Below are 17,067 nucleotides of genomic sequence, written 5' to 3' on the forward strand. Positions count from 1 at the left end.
GGCAATAGTAATTCGTTCTGAGAAACTTAATAACTCAAAAGAAATGAAAACAGAAAACCATTACATCATCAGAAGTGGATGGCTAAGGGCTGCTGTACTGGGCGCAAATGATGGAATTTTATCTACTGCGAGTTTAGTAATTGGTATTGCGGCAGCAAGTACAACAAGAGAGCCTATTATACTTGCCGCTGCTGCGGGTATAACTGCAGGAGCTCTTTCGATGGCTGCAGGCGAATATGTATCGGTAAGTTCACAAGCAGATGTTGAAACCTCAGACCTGAAACGTGAAAAGCTAGAGCTCGAAACCGACCCTGAGGCTGAACTGGAAGAGCTCACCAATATTTATATTCAAAGAGGATTAAATAAAGAACTCGCCCGTAAAACTGCAGAAGAGTTAACCGCTCATAATGCGCTTGAAGCACACGCACGAGATGAACTAGGCATTAATGAAATTACGCAGGCCAATCCTTTTATGGCTGCTTTCGCTTCAGCTCTCTCTTTTGTGATTGGCGGACTCCTGCCGCTACTGACAGCAGTTTTTGCACCAGTACAAAAAATGGTTCTATATCAGTACTGCTTTTCAATACTTTTCTTAGCATTCTCCGGAATCCTGGCAGCTAAAGCAGGCGGATCGCATACTTTAAAAGCTGTGTTGCGTATCTGCCTTTGGGGTACATTTGCAATGGCTGCTTCAGCCCTTGTAGGACATCTTTTGGGGTTCAGAATGTTTAAGTTTTACAGATTCAAAATTTAATCAAATCTTAAGTCGGATAAAAAACCAAAAAGACACATATTTCGTTAATTAGTATAATATAAACATGTCATCAAGATGAAACTAATTACAATGTTCCTTTTATTAGGTATTCTTCCCGGAACTATAAAATGGGAAACTGATTTTGATACTGCAAAAAAGACAGCCAGAGAGCAGCACCGCCTCATCCTGCTTAATTTTTCGGGATCCGACTGGTGCGGTCCCTGTATCCTAACGCGCAGGGACTATCTTGAGAATCCAGGCTTTACAGAAATGGCCGATCAAAAGCTTGTACTGGTCAATGCTGATTTTCCACGCAAAAAGAAAAATATCCCGTCTGCCGATCAGGTAAAAAGAAATGAGGCACTGGCCGAAATTTACAACAAAGAGGGCAGTTTTCCACTAACCCTTCTTCTGGACGCAGAGGGTAAGGTTATCAAAATCTGGCATGGAAAACCGGAAAGCTCACCTGAGCAGTGGACTGCCGAAATCAAATCATTATGTGACAACCAAAAATAAGATGGCAGCTGTACAGAAATATTCCCAGTCCATGAAACTGATGGGAAATATATTCACCATTACTGTTACAGCAGCTGATCAGGCTACTGCTGACGAACACATTAATGCTGCCACTGAAGAGATTAAACGCATTGAAAAACTTCTTACCACCTATAAAGATGACAGTCAGACCAATCAGATTAATGCTGCTGCCGGTATTCATCCTGTAAAGGTTGAGCCGGAAGTTTTTAATCTAATCGAAAGGTCACTTGGCATTTCTGGCATCACCCAGGGAGCCTTTGATATTTCATACGGAAGCATCGATAAGACCCTTTGGAATTTTGACCGTACCATGACCTCACTTCCAGATAGTGAAACAGCGTTAAAGATGGTACACCTGATTGACTACAGAAATATAATTCTGGATAAAGAAAATACGACTGTATTTTTAAAAGAAAAAGGAATGCGTATCGGCTTTGGAGGAATCGGAAAAGGTTATGCAGCCGAAATGGCAAAACAGATCCTGCTGAAACGCGATGTAAAGAGCGGAATCATTAATGCCAGCGGTGATTTATGTGCATGGGGGTTACAACCAGACGGCAGCAGATGGACTATTGGAGTAGCTGATCCGGACACTCCAAATGCCGCTTTTTCTTACATGGAAATATCCAATAGAGCAGTAGCCACATCCGGAAATTATGAAAAATTTGTAACCATTAATGGCAAAAAATATTCGCATACCATAGATCCCAAAACAGGCCTTCCGATAACAGGAATAAAAAGCGTCACTATTATCGCATCAAATGCTGAATTTGCAGATGCCATGGCCACTCCGATAGCGGTTATGGGAATTAAGGCCGGTTTATTTTTAATCGATCAGATTCCGGATTTGCATTGTATAATAATAGATGACAATAATAAAATTTACACTTCCAAAAACATTCGCCTAAAATGAAAAATCAAAAGCAGCAAAATCTCGTACTCTTGTGCAGTATTGCTTTAGCAGGCATTCTCACATCATCATGTACTTCTGTAAAAGAATATCAGAAGGGAAAAATCAATGATTCTGAAATGGTGCTTGCCAACAGGAAAATTGAAAAAACAGAACTAAGTTTTCAATCCTACCGCGAGGGAGCTTCCGGGGCAAATGCAGGCAAAAGCGGCGGAGGCTGTGGCTGTAACTAATTTGATATCATAAACAGATGAAAAGGATATTCATAACAGGATTTGCACTATTGGCTTTATTCCAATTAAGAGCACAAAATACACCTGCTGATTCTACCGGTTACAAAAGCAGAAAGTTAAAACTTGAAGAAGTTAATCTGGTATCCAGTTATTACAAACAGGATGGAAATAATTCAGCTGTAGGCGGAGGAATCGGATCACAGCATTTAACTGATATAGCGAATACTATTGATGTTAAACTGATTAAATACGGCGAAACCGGAATCAAACACACCTTTGATATTGAAGCAGGAATCGACCATTATACCTCTGCTTCTTCAGACATGATTGACCTTAGTGCTAACTCTTCTGCTTCTTCTTCAGACAACCGCTTCTACCCTTCCTTAAGCTATCTTAGGGAGAATGAAGAAAAAGGAAGGACTTTTGGAATAGGCGTTTCATCCTCAACTGAATTCGATTATCAGTCATTTGGAGGAAACATCAGCTTCTCACAAAAGACAAAAAATAAGAATGGTGAATTTACTGCTAAATTCCAAACGTTTATTGACCAGTTAAAACTTATTGAACCCCTTGAGCTTCGTACATCAGGTGAAAATTATGGAAGCGCAAACCGAAACACTTTTGCCGGAACACTAAGTTATTCTCAAATCATCAACCAAAGGCTTCAGGTTATGCTGGTAGGGGATATTATCAGTCAGAACGGTTACTTAAGTCTTCCTTTTCACAGGGTTTATTTTGCAGATAATACAGTACATCAGGAAAAAATGCCTGATACCAGACTTAAAATTCCATTGGGAATAAGAGCCAGTTATTTTCTAGGCGATAATATTATCATAAGAGCCTACTACAGGTATTATACTGATGACTGGAATTTAAAAGCCCATACGGCTGATCTTGAAATACCGGTAAAGCTCACCCAGTCATTTTCGCTTAGTCCTTTTTACAGATATTATACGCAGAGTGCCGCAAAGTATTTCAAACCATACGGAGCTCATACTAGTGCTGATAATTTCTACACCAGCAACTATGACCTGTCTAAGTTTGACAGCAGTTTTTTTGGAATGGGGATGAAATTTACTCCTCCTGATGGTATCTTTGGCCTAAAACACTGGAATACCCTTGAAATCCGATACGGACATTACGATAGGTCTAACAATTTGACTTCTGATATTATAAGCCTTAATATTAAATATAAATAATATGCTTAAAGCTGTAAAATAAAATACACTTTACTAAATCCGGATGTTTTCTAAGAAGAGAATATCCGGATTTTTTAATCCTTACATCTAAACAGCAAAATTAGAGTTCAATTGCTTAATTTAATTTTGAAACAAATAATGGTCAGGTTTTATTTATCCAGTAATCCTCAATTTACAAATTTGCAGTATACCTTTTGAGTTCCCATTCTGTTTTCTCCAGCAGACGCTCCAAAAGCATTATTTTATCTTTATAAAGCTGCTCTACAAAATGATTGGAACAATGTCTGGTCTCAATCCCACATTCACTGGTTTTCTTTCCAGTCGAAGATAAATCATTTTTAAACTGTAGTATATCCTCTATGGTAATTTCAAACACAGTTGCAATTTCCTGTAATTTCAAAAGTGTTATTTCTGTTTTTCCTTTTTCTATTTTACTATACGCGGCCTGGCTAATATTCAACCTTTCAGCCATATATTCCTGCGTATAATTCTTTAATTCCCTAATATTTTTAATATTTTCTTTTATGCCGGCTGTCATTACGTTTTCATTATAAAATTAAGTATCGAAATAATACGGTATTTTTTGCTTTTGCTAAGCAAATAAAGAAAACAATCAACTATCAAAACAATAACAAATGTTATTACTTTTATGCTGTATCATTCATATATTTTAAACGGCTCAAATGAACAGGGGTAATATTAAGATAAGATGCAATACAGTGCTGAGGCACACGCTGGTGTATTTTTGGAAATCGTTTATCCATATCCCTGTAACGCACCAGTGGAGCATTCACATATATTGCTTTGATTTTGTCATTGACCAAAAAAAAGTATTCTTCAGTGATTCGTCTTCCCAATTTTTCCCCATGCTGTAATACACGATAAATATTTTGAAGCATTTCAAACGATATTACAAGTACATCGGTATCTTCCATAGCCTGAATTGAAAAACTGGAAGGAATCCCTTTCAAAAAACTCTCATAATCAGTACCAAAAGTATTTTCTAAACAAAAATGAAATGTTTTCTCTTCATCCTTGTCATCTATAAAATAAATACGAAGCAGTCCTTTTGCAACAAAATAAATTTTGGAACATATTTCACCTTCCTTTAAAAGTATATCTTTTTTTTATAAACTTCGTAGCTTAGCATACTGAGGCAATATTCCAATTCTGAATCTGAAATATCAATATACTGTGTAATAAGCTGATAAAGTGCAAACATCCCATTGTTTTCTAATCCCGAATCTTCTTCCATATATTAGTGTGATACTTTACTATTTTTAAAACAAAAATACGGATCAGTATATTGCGAAATTAAAGTAAAACTTTCAAATGGTATGAATTTACTCTGTGTAAACAATTGTTTCCAGATGCCTTGAATGCAGCAATTGAACTACCAATGAGAAGTAAAATAAAAATAGAAAACAGTTATTCTTCTAATACAGGAAAATCATCATAAAAAAACTCCAAAGACATGGCCTTTGGAGTTTTTTATTCATTTCAATTGCTGTAAGTTCTAATAATTCAGGTTCAGACCAAACCCTACTCCCATATCACTATCGTAATGCGTGGTAAGTCCAAAATTCTTTCCTATTATATATTTCAAACCTGCCATATATTCTTTATCGGTATTCCACATCAGGTTCATTCGAAGCCTTTTCGAAAGAGGAATATCCATGCGTTCCAGCTGAAAACGAAAATTACCATCCGTAAAAACTTCTGCCTGCGCAACAATTAACATTGGCAGAGTGTAATTGACCCCGGCGCTAAATACAGCTCTCTCATTTTTAGTATTGGTTTGTCCAAAGAGGTTCTTTTCATACTCACCCATCTCCATCTTACGGTATCGCCAGTCAAACCCGATAAAAGGCATCAGCCACTGCATTTTGCCAATATACCTTCCAATATGGGTTTCTGTTTCGTAACCGTGCATATCGGTATAACCTAACCTCCATTCTGTTCCTATACTCCATCGCGTATTTTGATACATCGCTTCACCATCGTTACCGTTGGTAGCAAAATCATTTTCTGCCATAAAATGAAACATCCTGTCATCAGCAAAGAGTTTTCTTTGAGCTGCTTTAGGATTCGGAATTTCAGGGTTAGACTTTTGGTTTTCATAGCTAAAAATCCTTCCCATACCACTCATCATATGATAAAGAATATGGCAATGAAAAAACCAGTCCCCTTCAGCATTGGCAGTAAATTCTATCGTATCAGTTTCCATTGGCATGATATCAACCACATTTTTTAGCGGTGCATAATCGCCCTGATCATTAATCAGACGAAAATCATGGCCATGCAAATGCATTGGATGACGCATCATAGAGCCATTGTACAATACAATACGCACATTCTCTCCTTTTTTGATCAGGATTTTATCTGTTTCAGATACTACTTTATTGTCCAGGCTCCAGACATAACGATTCATATTGCCGGTAAGCTCAAACCGAAGTTCTTTGACAGGTGCATCCTTAAGAAGTGTCGTTTTAATAGTAGATTTGAGCATACTGTAATTTAAGGTTACAATATCGGACAATGCATTACTGTTGTATTGCAACGCCCCTTCCTTGGTATGATTTTCATGAGAAGAATTTGCTTTTTTAACTGTTTCACCTGTAATTTCAGGATACATGACTACGTTCATATCCATTTGATTCAGGGACATGCTCATACCCATATCATCAAGATCGCCATTCATTTTCATCATACCGTTCATCATCTTCATTCCTTCAAAATATTTTAATTTAGGAAGTGGTTCAACAAGCTGTTTGATCCCCGAACCAACATATAAGGAGGCCGATTTAGTTCTGTCTTCTGGTGTAGCCAAAAATTCATACGCTGTCTGATCTGCGGGAATTTTCACCACAACATCATAGGTTTCAGAAACTGCAATAAGCAGACGATCCACTTCTACAGGTTCTACGTCATTGCCGTCGTTTGCTACAACTGTAATTTTACCTCCTGCATAGGTGAGCCAAAAATTACTTGAAGCCCCGCCATTAGAAATCCTCAAACGGACTTTATCTCCTCCTTTAAACTGAGACAACTGACTTTCATTTTTGCCATTCATTAAAAAACGGTCATAATAAACATCACTTACATCCATGGCGTTCATTCGTTTCCATTCATTGACCACTTTCGTAAAAAAATGTCCCTGCCTGATCGCTTCTCCATAACTTTGGGTTGTTCCTTTTTTTATCGCAAACCAATCACTGGCATTATGCAGAAGCCTGTGAATATTGTGAGGTTTCATATCAGTCCATTCACTTAAAATAACAGGAACGGTGGGCAGATCATCAATACCTTTTCTAAAAGTAGGATCATCTGTTTTTTTATTAATTATAAAGGATCCGTACATCCCAATTTGTTCCTGAAGCCCACTATGGCTGTGATACCAGTGCGTTCCATGCTGAATTATGGGAAAAGTATATTTATAAACTGTATGAGGTTTTATAGGCATTTGAGTCAGATAAGGAACTCCGTCTTCCTTGTTAGGCAAGAATAGTCCATGCCAATGAAGCGAAGTTTCTTCATCCATTTCATTGTGTACATAAATTTCGGCAATATCACCTTCTGTGAATGTAAGTGTCGGCATCGGAATTTGTCCATTAACGGCAATAGCTCTTTTTTGTGTGCCTGTGAAATTGACAAGAGTATCCCTGACATAAAGATCGTACCGCACCACTTTTTGTGCGGTTGCAGTAACAGCAATCAGCAATAGTATATAGATTGATTTCATTCTTTAAATTTGAATTATGGAATGGTTTCTACCGTTTTACCACAGCTTAGCATCTGGGAACCATAATACGGATTTTTTATGGTATTCTCTTTACTTAGCCAATTAGCATCTGCCATTGGGCAATATTGATAATAAACAGGCGTTGCTCCTTTAGCAGTTTTGAGCAATTCATAAAGATTTTTAGACAATCCCTTAAAACTTTCCCTTTGTTTATCTATTCCTTTTGCTGTTGCAATCGCGCCCGAATGTGCTGTCAATACTGAATTTACTTTCATCCAGATTGTATGTTCCTGTTCAGATAATGACTCCATTTTTACAGCCGAAACAGCATCCAGAAATGCTTTTGCTTTGGCCGCCACCGCTTCAGTATCAGACTGAATAAAAGCATCATTAAGAGCAAAATAAGCATCATAAATTCTTTGAAATGGACCTTCTTGAGCTGCTTCATTATGAACTTTATGAGAAGTAGACACCATTTCAGATTTTGGTTCAGCTTTTTTTAATTCCCTTACATATTTACAGCAATCAGGAAGTTTGTCGTAAGACGATTGTGGTGCTAAAAAACTGCTATTATCATAGCCGGCTAGAGCAATACGTTTTAAAATCTGATCTGTATTTGTTTTTTTGGAATCATAGGTTACAGAAGCCATTTTGGTATTTTTATCCCAGATAACGACAGCCACATTTTTTTCATTACCTGCGTGTTCTATATTGTCCTTGCACATGGAACAATTTCCATATATTTTGATGTTCTCAGTACTATCATTTTTAACCTGAGACTGGCTACGAACTGATAGCAACAGGAATATTGCCATCATTATATTTTTGAATGGATACATAATCGTTTTTTTTAAAAGAATAATAAAATCAAATTACAGCAACTTATTCAAAGCATGGTTGAATTGAAAAAGAACTGATATAATTAAATCCTGAGCATTAACTGCTCGTAAATGGACAGACCTTTGGCTGTCACACAATTCTATTAGCCTATTTTAGGGATTAGCCAAAGTGATCCGTAACCTGTCGATAAAAGAGTTTCAAAATCCGGGAATCTTTGTACTGCAGAAGCAATTTCTATTACAGTATTTGAAGTGACTGTTGGGGTAAAGAATAAAAAAACTGAGCATGAAAAAGTGCAGGCACATTTTTTATGTGTACAGGTTCCACCATCACAATTATGATTTTTATTTTTGGAATCAGATGATTTACAGCAGGAATGTTCTTTTACATTCTTTGTAGCCATCTCTTTATGAGAAGGAGATTTCAAGGATTTAATAGTACAGGCCATACCGCTGCCGGGCATCAGCAAGAAGCCCAAAATAAATAATAATAAAAGAAAAATCCTTTTCATTATTTCTGTAATATTTTACAAAGATACGAAATCTATATTCATCTTTTTGCCCGATTAACGTTCCATTAGTATATGTAAAACTAAAAATGAAAGTGTTTTTTTTTGAATATTTTAATACCTATTCAAACAAAAACATCATTTATTAAAAAGGCAAATACGGCTCCTTTCAGAATACCGTATTTGTCCAACTAATTCAATTTTTATAAACTTGCTTTTACTTCACCGCAAGTCAGCATATTTTTTGGATAGTAAGGGTTCTTGATTTCCTTACTGTCGCTTGTCCACGCTGCCCCTGTCATTGGGCACACCTGAAGATACAATGTGGCGTCCTCAGCCTTAAACTTTGGAGCCAGGTCCCAGAATTTAACCGAAAGCTCCTGAACAATCTCACGCTGTTTATTGATATTTTTCGTTGCTGCTACCCGACTTACAAGATCAATGATTACTTTTCTTTTTGCGGTGGCCTCATTCATTTGTTCAAGCGTCAGTTTTTTAAATTTGAAATTTTTTAATGAGGACTTTAATGCATCTGCACTTTTAGCAGCAGCAAGACTATCTGACAGGACAAGGCTGTTTTTTAAAGCCAGGTAATTATTTGTGATTTCCTTTTTTTGTGCTTCACGTTTTGCTACTAACTCAGGTGTTACTTCTTGTTTTGATGTTAGCTGTGCCTGCATGAATGTGCTTAAGCAAATAAGTGCTGTTGCTAGTATTTTTTTCATATATCTGTTTTATTTAATTTTGAAATAATTTTGTCAATCTCGATCAGAATACTTTCGAAATGATCTTTATTGATTCCTGTTGCAGGATTCATTAATTTGGTAACATCAGTTCTTAATTTTACCAAATGCTGTTTTCCATATAAAACGACATCACTGCGTTGTGCTGTATTTGAAGCTTTCCCCGGTTCCAATTCCTTTGGTAACAAAAGCATGCCTAATTTTTCGACATAAGCCCTCTGAAGGCTTCTTCTGTAAAAATCCTGCTTTTCATCACCGCTGAATTTTATCCAGACTGTCTGCTGTAGATCGTTTAAAAATTCAGGAACCGTATAAGATCCTTCAAATTGCATTGATTTAAGACTAATATTATAAAGCATGCCTGAACTTAATAGCATATTTAATACCTGGTTTTGCTGGTCTAGTATTTGGTCAGCTGTTTTTAAACGAATAAGCTGGTCAATTTCCTGAGGATACATCCACAGAGGAGCAACAAACAATTGTCTTCCTACATAATCGATAGCTGCTTTTACTTTTGCTTTAGGGATTGGCTGATATACAATGCCTTTTTCATCAACTGTTCTTTTTGTAACGTAGTTGTTGCCAATATTTTTCAGTACATGATACAAATACCTTGAATATTGTGCTAAAACTGCTTTATGCATGTCTTCTAAATTATCATAAGCATCGTTTGGCTCGTAAGTCCATTCTATAAGCTTAGGTACAACACGTTTTAAATTTTTAATTCCGTAATCGCTGGCAAGCACTGAGTCATCACCCAAATCTTCTGACTGGCTTCGTGGATCTTCGTCTTTTCCTTCACCTCCAAACCATAATTTAGGATTAACGGACAGGCTGTCTGTGGCCATTTTGCTCAGTATTTTTTCTTCTTCAAACTCATCTTTTGCATTTGGAAGATAACTGTATCCCCATTTAATTGCCCATTTGTCGTACATTCCAATTCGAGGATAAATCCCTGCCGGGCCAATATTATCTTCCGGTTGTGCCACATAATTAAAACGGGCATAATCCATTATAGAAACCGTATGTCCATTCGCTTCGACCCATTTTTTATCGCGAAGTTTTTCTACCGGAGTAGCACTACTCGCTCCCATGTTATGACGCAAACCAATCGTATGCCCAATTTCATGCGAAGAAACAAAACGGATTAACTGCCCCATTAGTTCATCATCTAAATGCATTTTTCTGGCTTTTGGATCTAAAGGTCCAGCCTGAATCATATACCATCTTTGCACCAATTTCATCACATTATGATACCAGCCCACGTGGCTTTCAATTATTTCCCCACTTCTCGGGTCACTTACACGCGGCCCATAAGCATTAGGTGTTTCTGAAGCATAATATCGTATTACAGAATATCTTGCGTCTTCCAGACTCATTGTTTTATCATCTTCCGGCCATTCTTTACCCACAATAGCATTTTTGAAACCTGCCGCTTCAAAAGCTTTCTGCCAGTCATTAATACCTGCAATTAAATACGGTCTCCATTTTTTTGGCGTTGCCGGATCAATGTAATAAATGATTTGTTTTTTTGGTTCAACCAGTTCTCCTCTTAAGTATTTTTTGATGTCTTTGTCTTTTGGCTCCAGACGGTAACGCTGAATAATATATTTTTTCTCGGCACGTTGCTGGTCATCATCAAACAAAACATATTTATTGGCAAAATAACCGACTCTTTCATCTGCAAAACGTTTGCGCATTGGCGTTTTTGGCAATAGTACAATTGAGGTATTCAATCTTATTGTTACCGTTCCGCTGCTTGCTAAAGAACTCGTGTAGGTTCTTGTTGATTTTACCTCAATATTGATTGGATACGTTTCAATACTTTCAATAAAAGATTTATCATCAGCAAGAGTGGTTAATTTTTTTTCAGTTTTTTCTTTGGTTTCCAGAGAAAACATGGCATTGTCTTTTTTGAAAGCATCGGTAACATCAATAACAACATATCCATTATCAGGATTGGTTGTTTTTATTGGAAAAGCGCCTACAATAGGATTCTCGTTACTGCCCGCCAATGCTTTTGCCAGCATTGAATCTGCGTTACGAACATCCTGTCTGTATTGCAGTGATCTTAAAAAAACAGTATTATTAGACCCCTTTTCAAAATAAATAGTCTGCTCATTCGCTTTTTCACCTCCAAAAATTCCCATTCCTTCAGGCGTTGAAAGGTATCGGGTTACTACAAGTAAGTATCTGTTAAACAAACTGTCCGGAATTTGAAAGTAGTATTTCGTATCTACCTGACTTACTGTAAAAAGACCTGCTTTGCTTTTGGCTTTATCGGTAATTACTTTATTATAAGCCAGCATACCTTTCGGTTGTGTACTGGTACTATCCGCTTTTTTTTCAGTCGTGTTTTGTGAAAAACCATGCTGCTGCGTGGCCAGCAGCATGGCAAAAATTAAAAATAATTTATTCATCAGGATTAAAATGGGACTTTTTCGTCTGTGTTTAATGTAAGTTTTGGATTTTTCATCAAAGCTGTCAAAGGAAACGGCACAATGTACAATCTGGAATTCGGTTGCAACGTATATGTTTTTTGCGGAACAGTTTTGTTAACAAGCGGAAATACTCTTGTAATTGTTTTTGCATATTCCGGTTCCGTATTTAACCTTTTAAGATCGAAAAAACGATTAAAACCAAACATTAATTCTTTTCTGCGTTCATTTATCACCAATTCCATTGTTTCTTTTCGGGTAGCCGGTACCGTTAAATTTACCGTACCAGACAAAATACGTTTTGCTCTTAATTGATTTAAGATATCAACAGCTTCAGTAAGTTTGTTTTCTCTCGCATAGCATTCAGCAAGCATCAGGTAAACCTCGGTCGTTTTCATTCCGACCGTTGGGTAAAAAATCGGGTATACTGTGTTGCCCAGTAAGCGGTATTAGAACCAAGATCTAAATTGGTTGCACTTGTTGTATTAAAAAACAAATTAAAACGTGCATCATTAGTACCGAATAGCGTTCTCAGTTCTGGACTTATAATATTTTGTTGTGCAAAGTTCATTTCGTTATAACCTGTCATGTACATATAGCTAAGCACCTCTATATTATTTGCAGCAAGTACAGCAACAGCTGTTGGTCCTCCCTGAGCGCTGTAGGCTACCAAATCAAATATTTTGTTATTGTAGCTTAATGATTTCTCTGCGGCTTCTTTTGCAAGAGCAATTTCGCGTTTGAACAAATGAACTTTTGCTTTGAAAGCATAAGCAAATGCCAGTGACGGATGGTAAACATCACGAGGGGTTTCTTTAAGATATGGCAATGCCTCTTCAATATCTTTTTGAATAAAATCGTAAACCTGTGCTACTGTTGATTTTGACGGCTGAGCTTCTAAATCAAATTTATCCATAATACAAATACCTCCATCGGTAGCAGCAGTCTGCGGATCATAGCCTTTTGCATAGTGATTTACTAACAAAAAGTGATCGTATGCTCTGTAAATTTTTGCTTCTGCTTTTGCTAATTGTTTAGTACTTCCTTCACCCTTGCTATCATCTACCAATGAAATAATAGTATTCCATCTGTTAATGTAAACGTAAGCCTGGTTGTAAAAGCTTGAACCAGACATTAAAGAAACCCTGTCAGTTGTTTCGTCAAAGGTAAAATTGATCGTATTGATATTAGGAGTTACTCCTATAACATTTGATTCTTTCATCCATTGGTCATCTACCAAATACTGAAAATTATTAATCGGATAACCTCTGTTTGGCAGGGAGACCATTTCGTAAAATTGATCTGCAGTCTCTATTACTAAAGCTCCTTTAGGAGTAAGGTCTGTATATTCTTCGCAGGATGCTGCACCAAACATTACCAGCAACAGCATTATGATATGTGTCTTTTTCATTTTTTTTAAAGGGTTAGATTAAAACCAAATAAGTAGGTTTTGGACAATGGCAAATTACGTGTTCCTGAGTTCACAGAATAAACTTCAGGATCAATACGGTTTCCGGCTGCACTCCAATACCAGATATTGTTTACCTGAAAAGTAAATTTTGCTGATTCCATTTTGATTTTGTTTGCGAAAATTTTCGGAAGACTATAACCTAATGAAATGTTTCTAAGTTTGATATAATCTCCATCTACCACATTCACATCGGAATTTCTCCATTGGCTGCTAATTGTTCCTGCATAAGATCTTACATTTTCTGCGAAATCAACATATAAACGTGTATTACCATTTGGATTTGCATCTGTATAACGATCTGAAATCCCTGAAAGATTTACTGCATCAGTACTCATGTCAATAGTCTCTTTACGCATTACATTTCCTCCTGAGAAAACAAACAACATATTCAGATCGAATCCCTTATACGAGAATCGCTGTGAGAATGAACCTGTATAAGTTGGGGTTAAACTTCCCATTTTTACCAATGCATTCGGATTAGAAACTGTTTTTATACTCGTTGATACCGGATTTCCATTAGCATCAAAAGTGATTGACGGATTTCCGTTTTCATCCAGAACATAAGGATATCCATTAACTGTACCCCCGTATTTGTAAGCGTACAGGTTATTGAATACGTCACCTTCAAAAAAGTAATTTGATGGCGCACTGACATACACTGATGAACTTGACTGTGCTCTGGTAACTTTATCAATTGTCGTTTTGTTGTAACCAAAAACAACATTGGAATTAATGCGGAAACTACCATTATTAAACCATTCAGAACCAACAGTAAATTCAACTCCTCTGTTTAACAAGGCGCCTGCATTGATTCTTCTGCTTGTAGCTCCAACAGTAGGATCTAAATCGGTTGTTGCCAATAAATCACTGCTCAGTTTGCGATAAACATCAATACTACCTGTCAGTTTATGGTTTAGTACTGTATAATCTAAACCCAAGTTGGTTGTTTGTGTTTTTTCCCATCTTAACATTGGATTTGGCTGAGACGTAATGTTTATGTATTGTAAAGACTGATATAAGTTGTCATTTCTTCTTGTAGCAGTTACATAGGGTGTTGTACTTTGATCGACATTTCCACTTACACCATAAGTAGCCCTGAATTTAAGCATGTTAACCCATTTTACTTCTTTCATGAAGTCTTCATTACTAATATTCCATCCTAAACCTGCAGACCATAATGGACGGTTTTTATATTTAGAATCTACACCAAATAAATCTGCACGATCCACACGGTAACTTCCTGTTACGTTATATTTAGATAAATAAGTATAACCCGCTGTACTGAAAACTGAAAAGTAATGATGTAAAACTTCCGTTTGTGATCTTGATATAGCTGCTAACGTTGTATTATTTCCATAAATATAACTAGGAACTCCTGTTTGGCTAAGTGAAAGGTTATTCAATGTAGCAGAAGTAAGTGTAACCGGATCATAACCATATCGTATTTGTTCAATACCTCTTGGAACAAAAGTTTCGCGCATTTCAAAACCGGCAACTGCATTAACAGAATGCTTGCCTTCACTAAAATCCTGATTAAAATCTAACTGGTTTCTAAAAGAATAGTTACTTGCCTGACTGCTCCATTGTTTGTAGCGTCCTCCTGCAGAAAAACCATCTACATAAGTGTAGACATTTGTAGTTGGGTTATATCCTGTCAAAGCATTGATGGCATATCGCATTCTGTATGAGTCAACGGCATAATATTGATCGTTATCATTTTTTCGTAATTCATATTGGAATTGTGTATTAAAGCTCAACCCTTTCCATATCTTCGCACGAAGGTTTGTAAAGGCTCTTAAACTTAATGAGTTTTCATGTGTGATACCTTCATTAAGTGCATCCAATACGTTAAAATTCACTGATTTAAAACCACTTAAACTGTTGATTTTTGCAGCCATAGCCGGGTTAATAACACTACTACCCGTAAAACCATCTTTAATACCTACGAACTGTGATAATACGCGGTCTCCGTTATCATCTGTAATACGTTCGTATCTTTTTTGAATATTATAATTACCGAAATCAAAATCAGTAACATCATCGTTGCTATAGGTAGCATTTACCCCGAAAGTTGCATTTAACCAGTTGTTTACCTGAAAACTGCTTTTAGCATAAAGATTAAATGCCTGACTTGTGTTGTTTACGATACGATTATCTGCGGCGTCATAATTGAATGAAACATAAGTATTCTGCTTACTCGTACTTCCGGAAAATGCCACATTGTAACGCTGTCTGAATTCGTTTTGCCATACATTATCCCGATAATCTTTTATGTAATCGTTCTTTCTCCATTGAGCGATAGTAGTATCGTAATCTGTACTGCTCACTTTTCCGTCTTCAAGATCCCTGTTAAGCTGGTATAAAGGGCTATAATATTTTGGGCTGCTGCTTCCAATATCGCCATAAGCATTGAACATTGTAGCTGTATTGGCAAATCTGGCTCTTTCTCTGTTATACACAGCTTGTTCAAAATCAATCAAATCACTTGTAGAAGCGTAATTCATATCTTTAATATTTGGTTTTGTACCAATAAAAAAATCAGAATTTATGCTCACTTTAAGCTTGCCATTCCCTTTTTTGGTAGTCAAAACAATAATACCATTTGCTGCTCTTGAACCATAAATAGATCCTGCTGCTGCATCTTTAAGAACATTTACACTTTCAATATCATACGGATTAATCTGATCAAGAGTCAATTCGGTTGGCAGACCGTCTATAACCAAAAGCGGGCTATATCCTACTTCACCAACAGAAAAAGTGCCAATACCTCTTAGTATTGGAGTGTCAGCTGAAGCTCCTGTCGGGTTTTTCTGAAACATCAAACCTGCCACACGTCCCTCAAGGGCAGATGCTAAATTAGTGTTGATATTTTCGTTTAATACTTTTTCATCTATTTTGGTAATAGCACCGGTAGAATGGCTTCTGGTAAGCGTCTGGAATCCTGTCACAACGACATCTTTCATTACAGAAACTTTATCTTCAACAACAAGTGTTAGCTGGGTGCGTCCATCAATGGCAAAAGATTTTTTTTCAATAGTTAATCCAGTACACTCTAATATAGCATCCAGAGGCGCATCATCAAAAGAAAAACTACCGTCAAAATCAGTTATACTATGCTTGTTTGTTCCTGAAATTGTAACATTTACTCCCGGAAATGGCTCGTTTTTACTGTTTAATACTTTTCCTTGTATTCTTCCGGATCCGTTTCCCCGTTTCTCTTCTTTTTCTTTTACTTCAGTTACCACTATTGTTTGATTGGTAAGTGAATATTTTAAATTTTGAGAGTTGAAAATTTGATTCAGTACTTCTTTTAGACCTGAATTCTTAACATTAATAGTTACCGGTTTCGAATTTTTTAGCAGTTTCTGCGTATAAAAAACTTCGTAATTGGCCTGTTTTGCTACTTCCTTCAGTACTGTCTCAAGCGGCGCATCCTTAAAATTAATAGTAACATTTTGTGCCTGAACCGTATAACTGCATAACAGAATAAACAGCACACCCAATATCCACGGATAATTAGAAAAATGAAACCCCGGAATTGTTTTCCTGAGTTCTTTGTAAGGTTTTTTTGGTTGTAAATTAAATTTCATACATTTACATTTAGTTATAGTTAAACAATAGTGGAAAACTCATATTGGCTATCAACTTTTTAACAACCAGAAGCATCGCAACTGCCTCTGGTTTTTTAGTTT

The 17,067-nt window shown here is 36.6% G+C and carries 15 protein-coding genes; 5 read left to right on the forward strand and 10 right to left on the reverse strand.

Annotation, left to right across the window (positions count from 1 at the left end; genetic code table 11):
• Positions 1 to 43 precede the first annotated feature (43 nt).
• The 5 genes from P5P89_RS21400 (at position 44) to P5P89_RS21420 (ending at position 3,633) form a co-directional block, all read left to right on the forward strand.
• Positions 44 to 754, forward strand: coding sequence for a VIT1/CCC1 transporter family protein (locus P5P89_RS21400; protein ID WP_278010146.1), 711 nt, complete (start codon positions 44 to 46; stop codon positions 752 to 754).
• Between the two features lie 75 nt (positions 755 to 829).
• Positions 830 to 1,270: a thioredoxin family protein gene (locus tag P5P89_RS21405; protein WP_278010147.1), complete on the forward strand. Its 441-nt coding sequence runs from the start codon at positions 830 to 832 to the stop codon at positions 1,268 to 1,270.
• A 1-nt stretch (position 1,271) separates the two neighbouring features.
• Positions 1,272 to 2,204, forward strand: coding sequence for an FAD:protein FMN transferase (locus tag P5P89_RS21410; protein ID WP_278010148.1), 933 nt, complete (start codon positions 1,272 to 1,274; stop codon positions 2,202 to 2,204).
• On the forward strand, positions 2,201 to 2,434 hold the full coding sequence (locus P5P89_RS21415; RefSeq protein WP_031453335.1) for a DUF4266 domain-containing protein: 234 nt from the start codon (positions 2,201 to 2,203) through the stop codon (positions 2,432 to 2,434). The genes P5P89_RS21410 and P5P89_RS21415 overlap by 4 nt, the downstream gene beginning before the upstream one ends.
• A gap of 17 nt (positions 2,435 to 2,451) precedes the next feature.
• On the forward strand, positions 2,452 to 3,633 hold the full coding sequence (locus tag P5P89_RS21420; protein ID WP_278010149.1) for a DUF3570 domain-containing protein: 1,182 nt from the start codon (positions 2,452 to 2,454) through the stop codon (positions 3,631 to 3,633).
• Between the two features lie 172 nt (positions 3,634 to 3,805).
• Here P5P89_RS21420 and P5P89_RS21425 read toward each other — a convergent pair whose 3' ends face one another.
• The 10 genes from P5P89_RS21425 to P5P89_RS21470 form a co-directional block, all read right to left on the reverse strand.
• A complete protein-coding gene (locus P5P89_RS21425) occupies positions 3,806 to 4,171 on the reverse strand; it encodes a helix-turn-helix transcriptional regulator (RefSeq protein ID WP_278010150.1) in 366 nt (121 codons plus the stop codon).
• Positions 4,172 to 4,280: 109 nt separating this feature from the next.
• Positions 4,281 to 4,751, reverse strand: a complete 471-nt coding sequence (locus tag P5P89_RS21430; RefSeq protein WP_340696554.1) for a Crp/Fnr family transcriptional regulator — start codon at positions 4,749 to 4,751, stop codon at positions 4,281 to 4,283.
• A gap of 398 nt (positions 4,752 to 5,149) precedes the next feature.
• Positions 5,150 to 7,375: a multicopper oxidase domain-containing protein gene (locus P5P89_RS21435; RefSeq protein ID WP_278010151.1), complete on the reverse strand. Its 2,226-nt coding sequence runs from the start codon at positions 7,373 to 7,375 to the stop codon at positions 5,150 to 5,152.
• Between the two features lie 14 nt (positions 7,376 to 7,389).
• Complete coding sequence (locus tag P5P89_RS21440) at positions 7,390 to 8,214, reverse strand: DUF3347 domain-containing protein (protein WP_278010152.1); 825 nt, start codon at positions 8,212 to 8,214, stop codon at positions 7,390 to 7,392.
• 143 nt (positions 8,215 to 8,357) lie between these two features.
• A complete protein-coding gene (locus P5P89_RS21445; RefSeq protein ID WP_278010153.1) occupies positions 8,358 to 8,726 on the reverse strand; it encodes a hypothetical protein in 369 nt (122 codons plus the stop codon).
• Between the two features lie 200 nt (positions 8,727 to 8,926).
• A complete protein-coding gene (locus P5P89_RS21450; protein ID WP_278010154.1) occupies positions 8,927 to 9,448 on the reverse strand; it encodes a DUF3347 domain-containing protein in 522 nt (173 codons plus the stop codon).
• On the reverse strand, positions 9,445 to 11,886 hold the full coding sequence (locus P5P89_RS21455; protein ID WP_278010155.1) for a zinc-dependent metalloprotease: 2,442 nt from the start codon (positions 11,884 to 11,886) through the stop codon (positions 9,445 to 9,447). The genes P5P89_RS21450 and P5P89_RS21455 overlap by 4 nt, the downstream gene beginning before the upstream one ends.
• Positions 11,887 to 11,891: 5 nt before the next feature.
• Positions 11,892 to 12,302 (reverse strand): RagB/SusD family nutrient uptake outer membrane protein, encoded by a 411-nt coding sequence (locus P5P89_RS21460; RefSeq protein ID WP_278010156.1) that lies wholly within the window; start codon positions 12,300 to 12,302, stop codon positions 11,892 to 11,894.
• A complete protein-coding gene (locus P5P89_RS21465; RefSeq protein WP_278010157.1) occupies positions 12,299 to 13,315 on the reverse strand; it encodes a RagB/SusD family nutrient uptake outer membrane protein in 1,017 nt (338 codons plus the stop codon). The genes P5P89_RS21460 and P5P89_RS21465 overlap by 4 nt, the downstream gene beginning before the upstream one ends.
• Positions 13,316 to 13,320: 5 nt before the next feature.
• Positions 13,321 to 16,965, reverse strand: a complete 3,645-nt coding sequence (locus P5P89_RS21470) for a SusC/RagA family TonB-linked outer membrane protein (protein ID WP_278010158.1) — start codon at positions 16,963 to 16,965, stop codon at positions 13,321 to 13,323.
• Between the last annotated feature and the right edge of the window lie 102 nt (positions 16,966 to 17,067).

The sequence above is a fragment of the Flavobacterium gyeonganense genome (assembly GCF_029625295.1).
GTDB lineage: Bacteria > Bacteroidota > Bacteroidia > Flavobacteriales > Flavobacteriaceae > Flavobacterium > Flavobacterium gyeonganense.

Bases quoted from the DNA above. Each gene is read 5' to 3' on its own strand.
- P5P89_RS21400 (WP_278010146.1), top strand. From the start codon at position 44: ATGAAAACAGAAAACCATTACATCATCAGAAGTGGATGGCTAAGGGCT.
- P5P89_RS21405 (WP_278010147.1), top strand. From the start codon at position 830: ATGAAACTAATTACAATGTTCCTTTTATTAGGTATTCTTCCCGGAACT.
- P5P89_RS21410 (WP_278010148.1), top strand. From the start codon at position 1,272: ATGGCAGCTGTACAGAAATATTCCCAGTCCATGAAACTGATGGGAAAT.
- P5P89_RS21415 (WP_031453335.1), top strand. From the start codon at position 2,201: ATGAAAAATCAAAAGCAGCAAAATCTCGTACTCTTGTGCAGTATTGCT.
- P5P89_RS21420 (WP_278010149.1), top strand. From the start codon at position 2,452: ATGAAAAGGATATTCATAACAGGATTTGCACTATTGGCTTTATTCCAA.
- P5P89_RS21425 (WP_278010150.1), bottom strand. From the start codon at position 4,171: ATGACAGCCGGCATAAAAGAAAATATTAAAAATATTAGGGAATTAAAG.
- P5P89_RS21435 (WP_278010151.1), bottom strand. From the start codon at position 7,375: ATGAAATCAATCTATATACTATTGCTGATTGCTGTTACTGCAACCGCA.
- P5P89_RS21440 (WP_278010152.1), bottom strand. From the start codon at position 8,214: ATGTATCCATTCAAAAATATAATGATGGCAATATTCCTGTTGCTATCA.
- P5P89_RS21445 (WP_278010153.1), bottom strand. From the start codon at position 8,726: ATGAAAAGGATTTTTCTTTTATTATTATTTATTTTGGGCTTCTTGCTG.
- P5P89_RS21450 (WP_278010154.1), bottom strand. From the start codon at position 9,448: ATGAAAAAAATACTAGCAACAGCACTTATTTGCTTAAGCACATTCATG.
- P5P89_RS21455 (WP_278010155.1), bottom strand. From the start codon at position 11,886: ATGAATAAATTATTTTTAATTTTTGCCATGCTGCTGGCCACGCAGCAG.
- P5P89_RS21460 (WP_278010156.1), bottom strand. From the start codon at position 12,302: ATGAAAACGACCGAGGTTTACCTGATGCTTGCTGAATGCTATGCGAGA.
- P5P89_RS21465 (WP_278010157.1), bottom strand. From the start codon at position 13,315: ATGAAAAAGACACATATCATAATGCTGTTGCTGGTAATGTTTGGTGCA.
- P5P89_RS21470 (WP_278010158.1), bottom strand. From the start codon at position 16,965: ATGAAATTTAATTTACAACCAAAAAAACCTTACAAAGAACTCAGGAAA.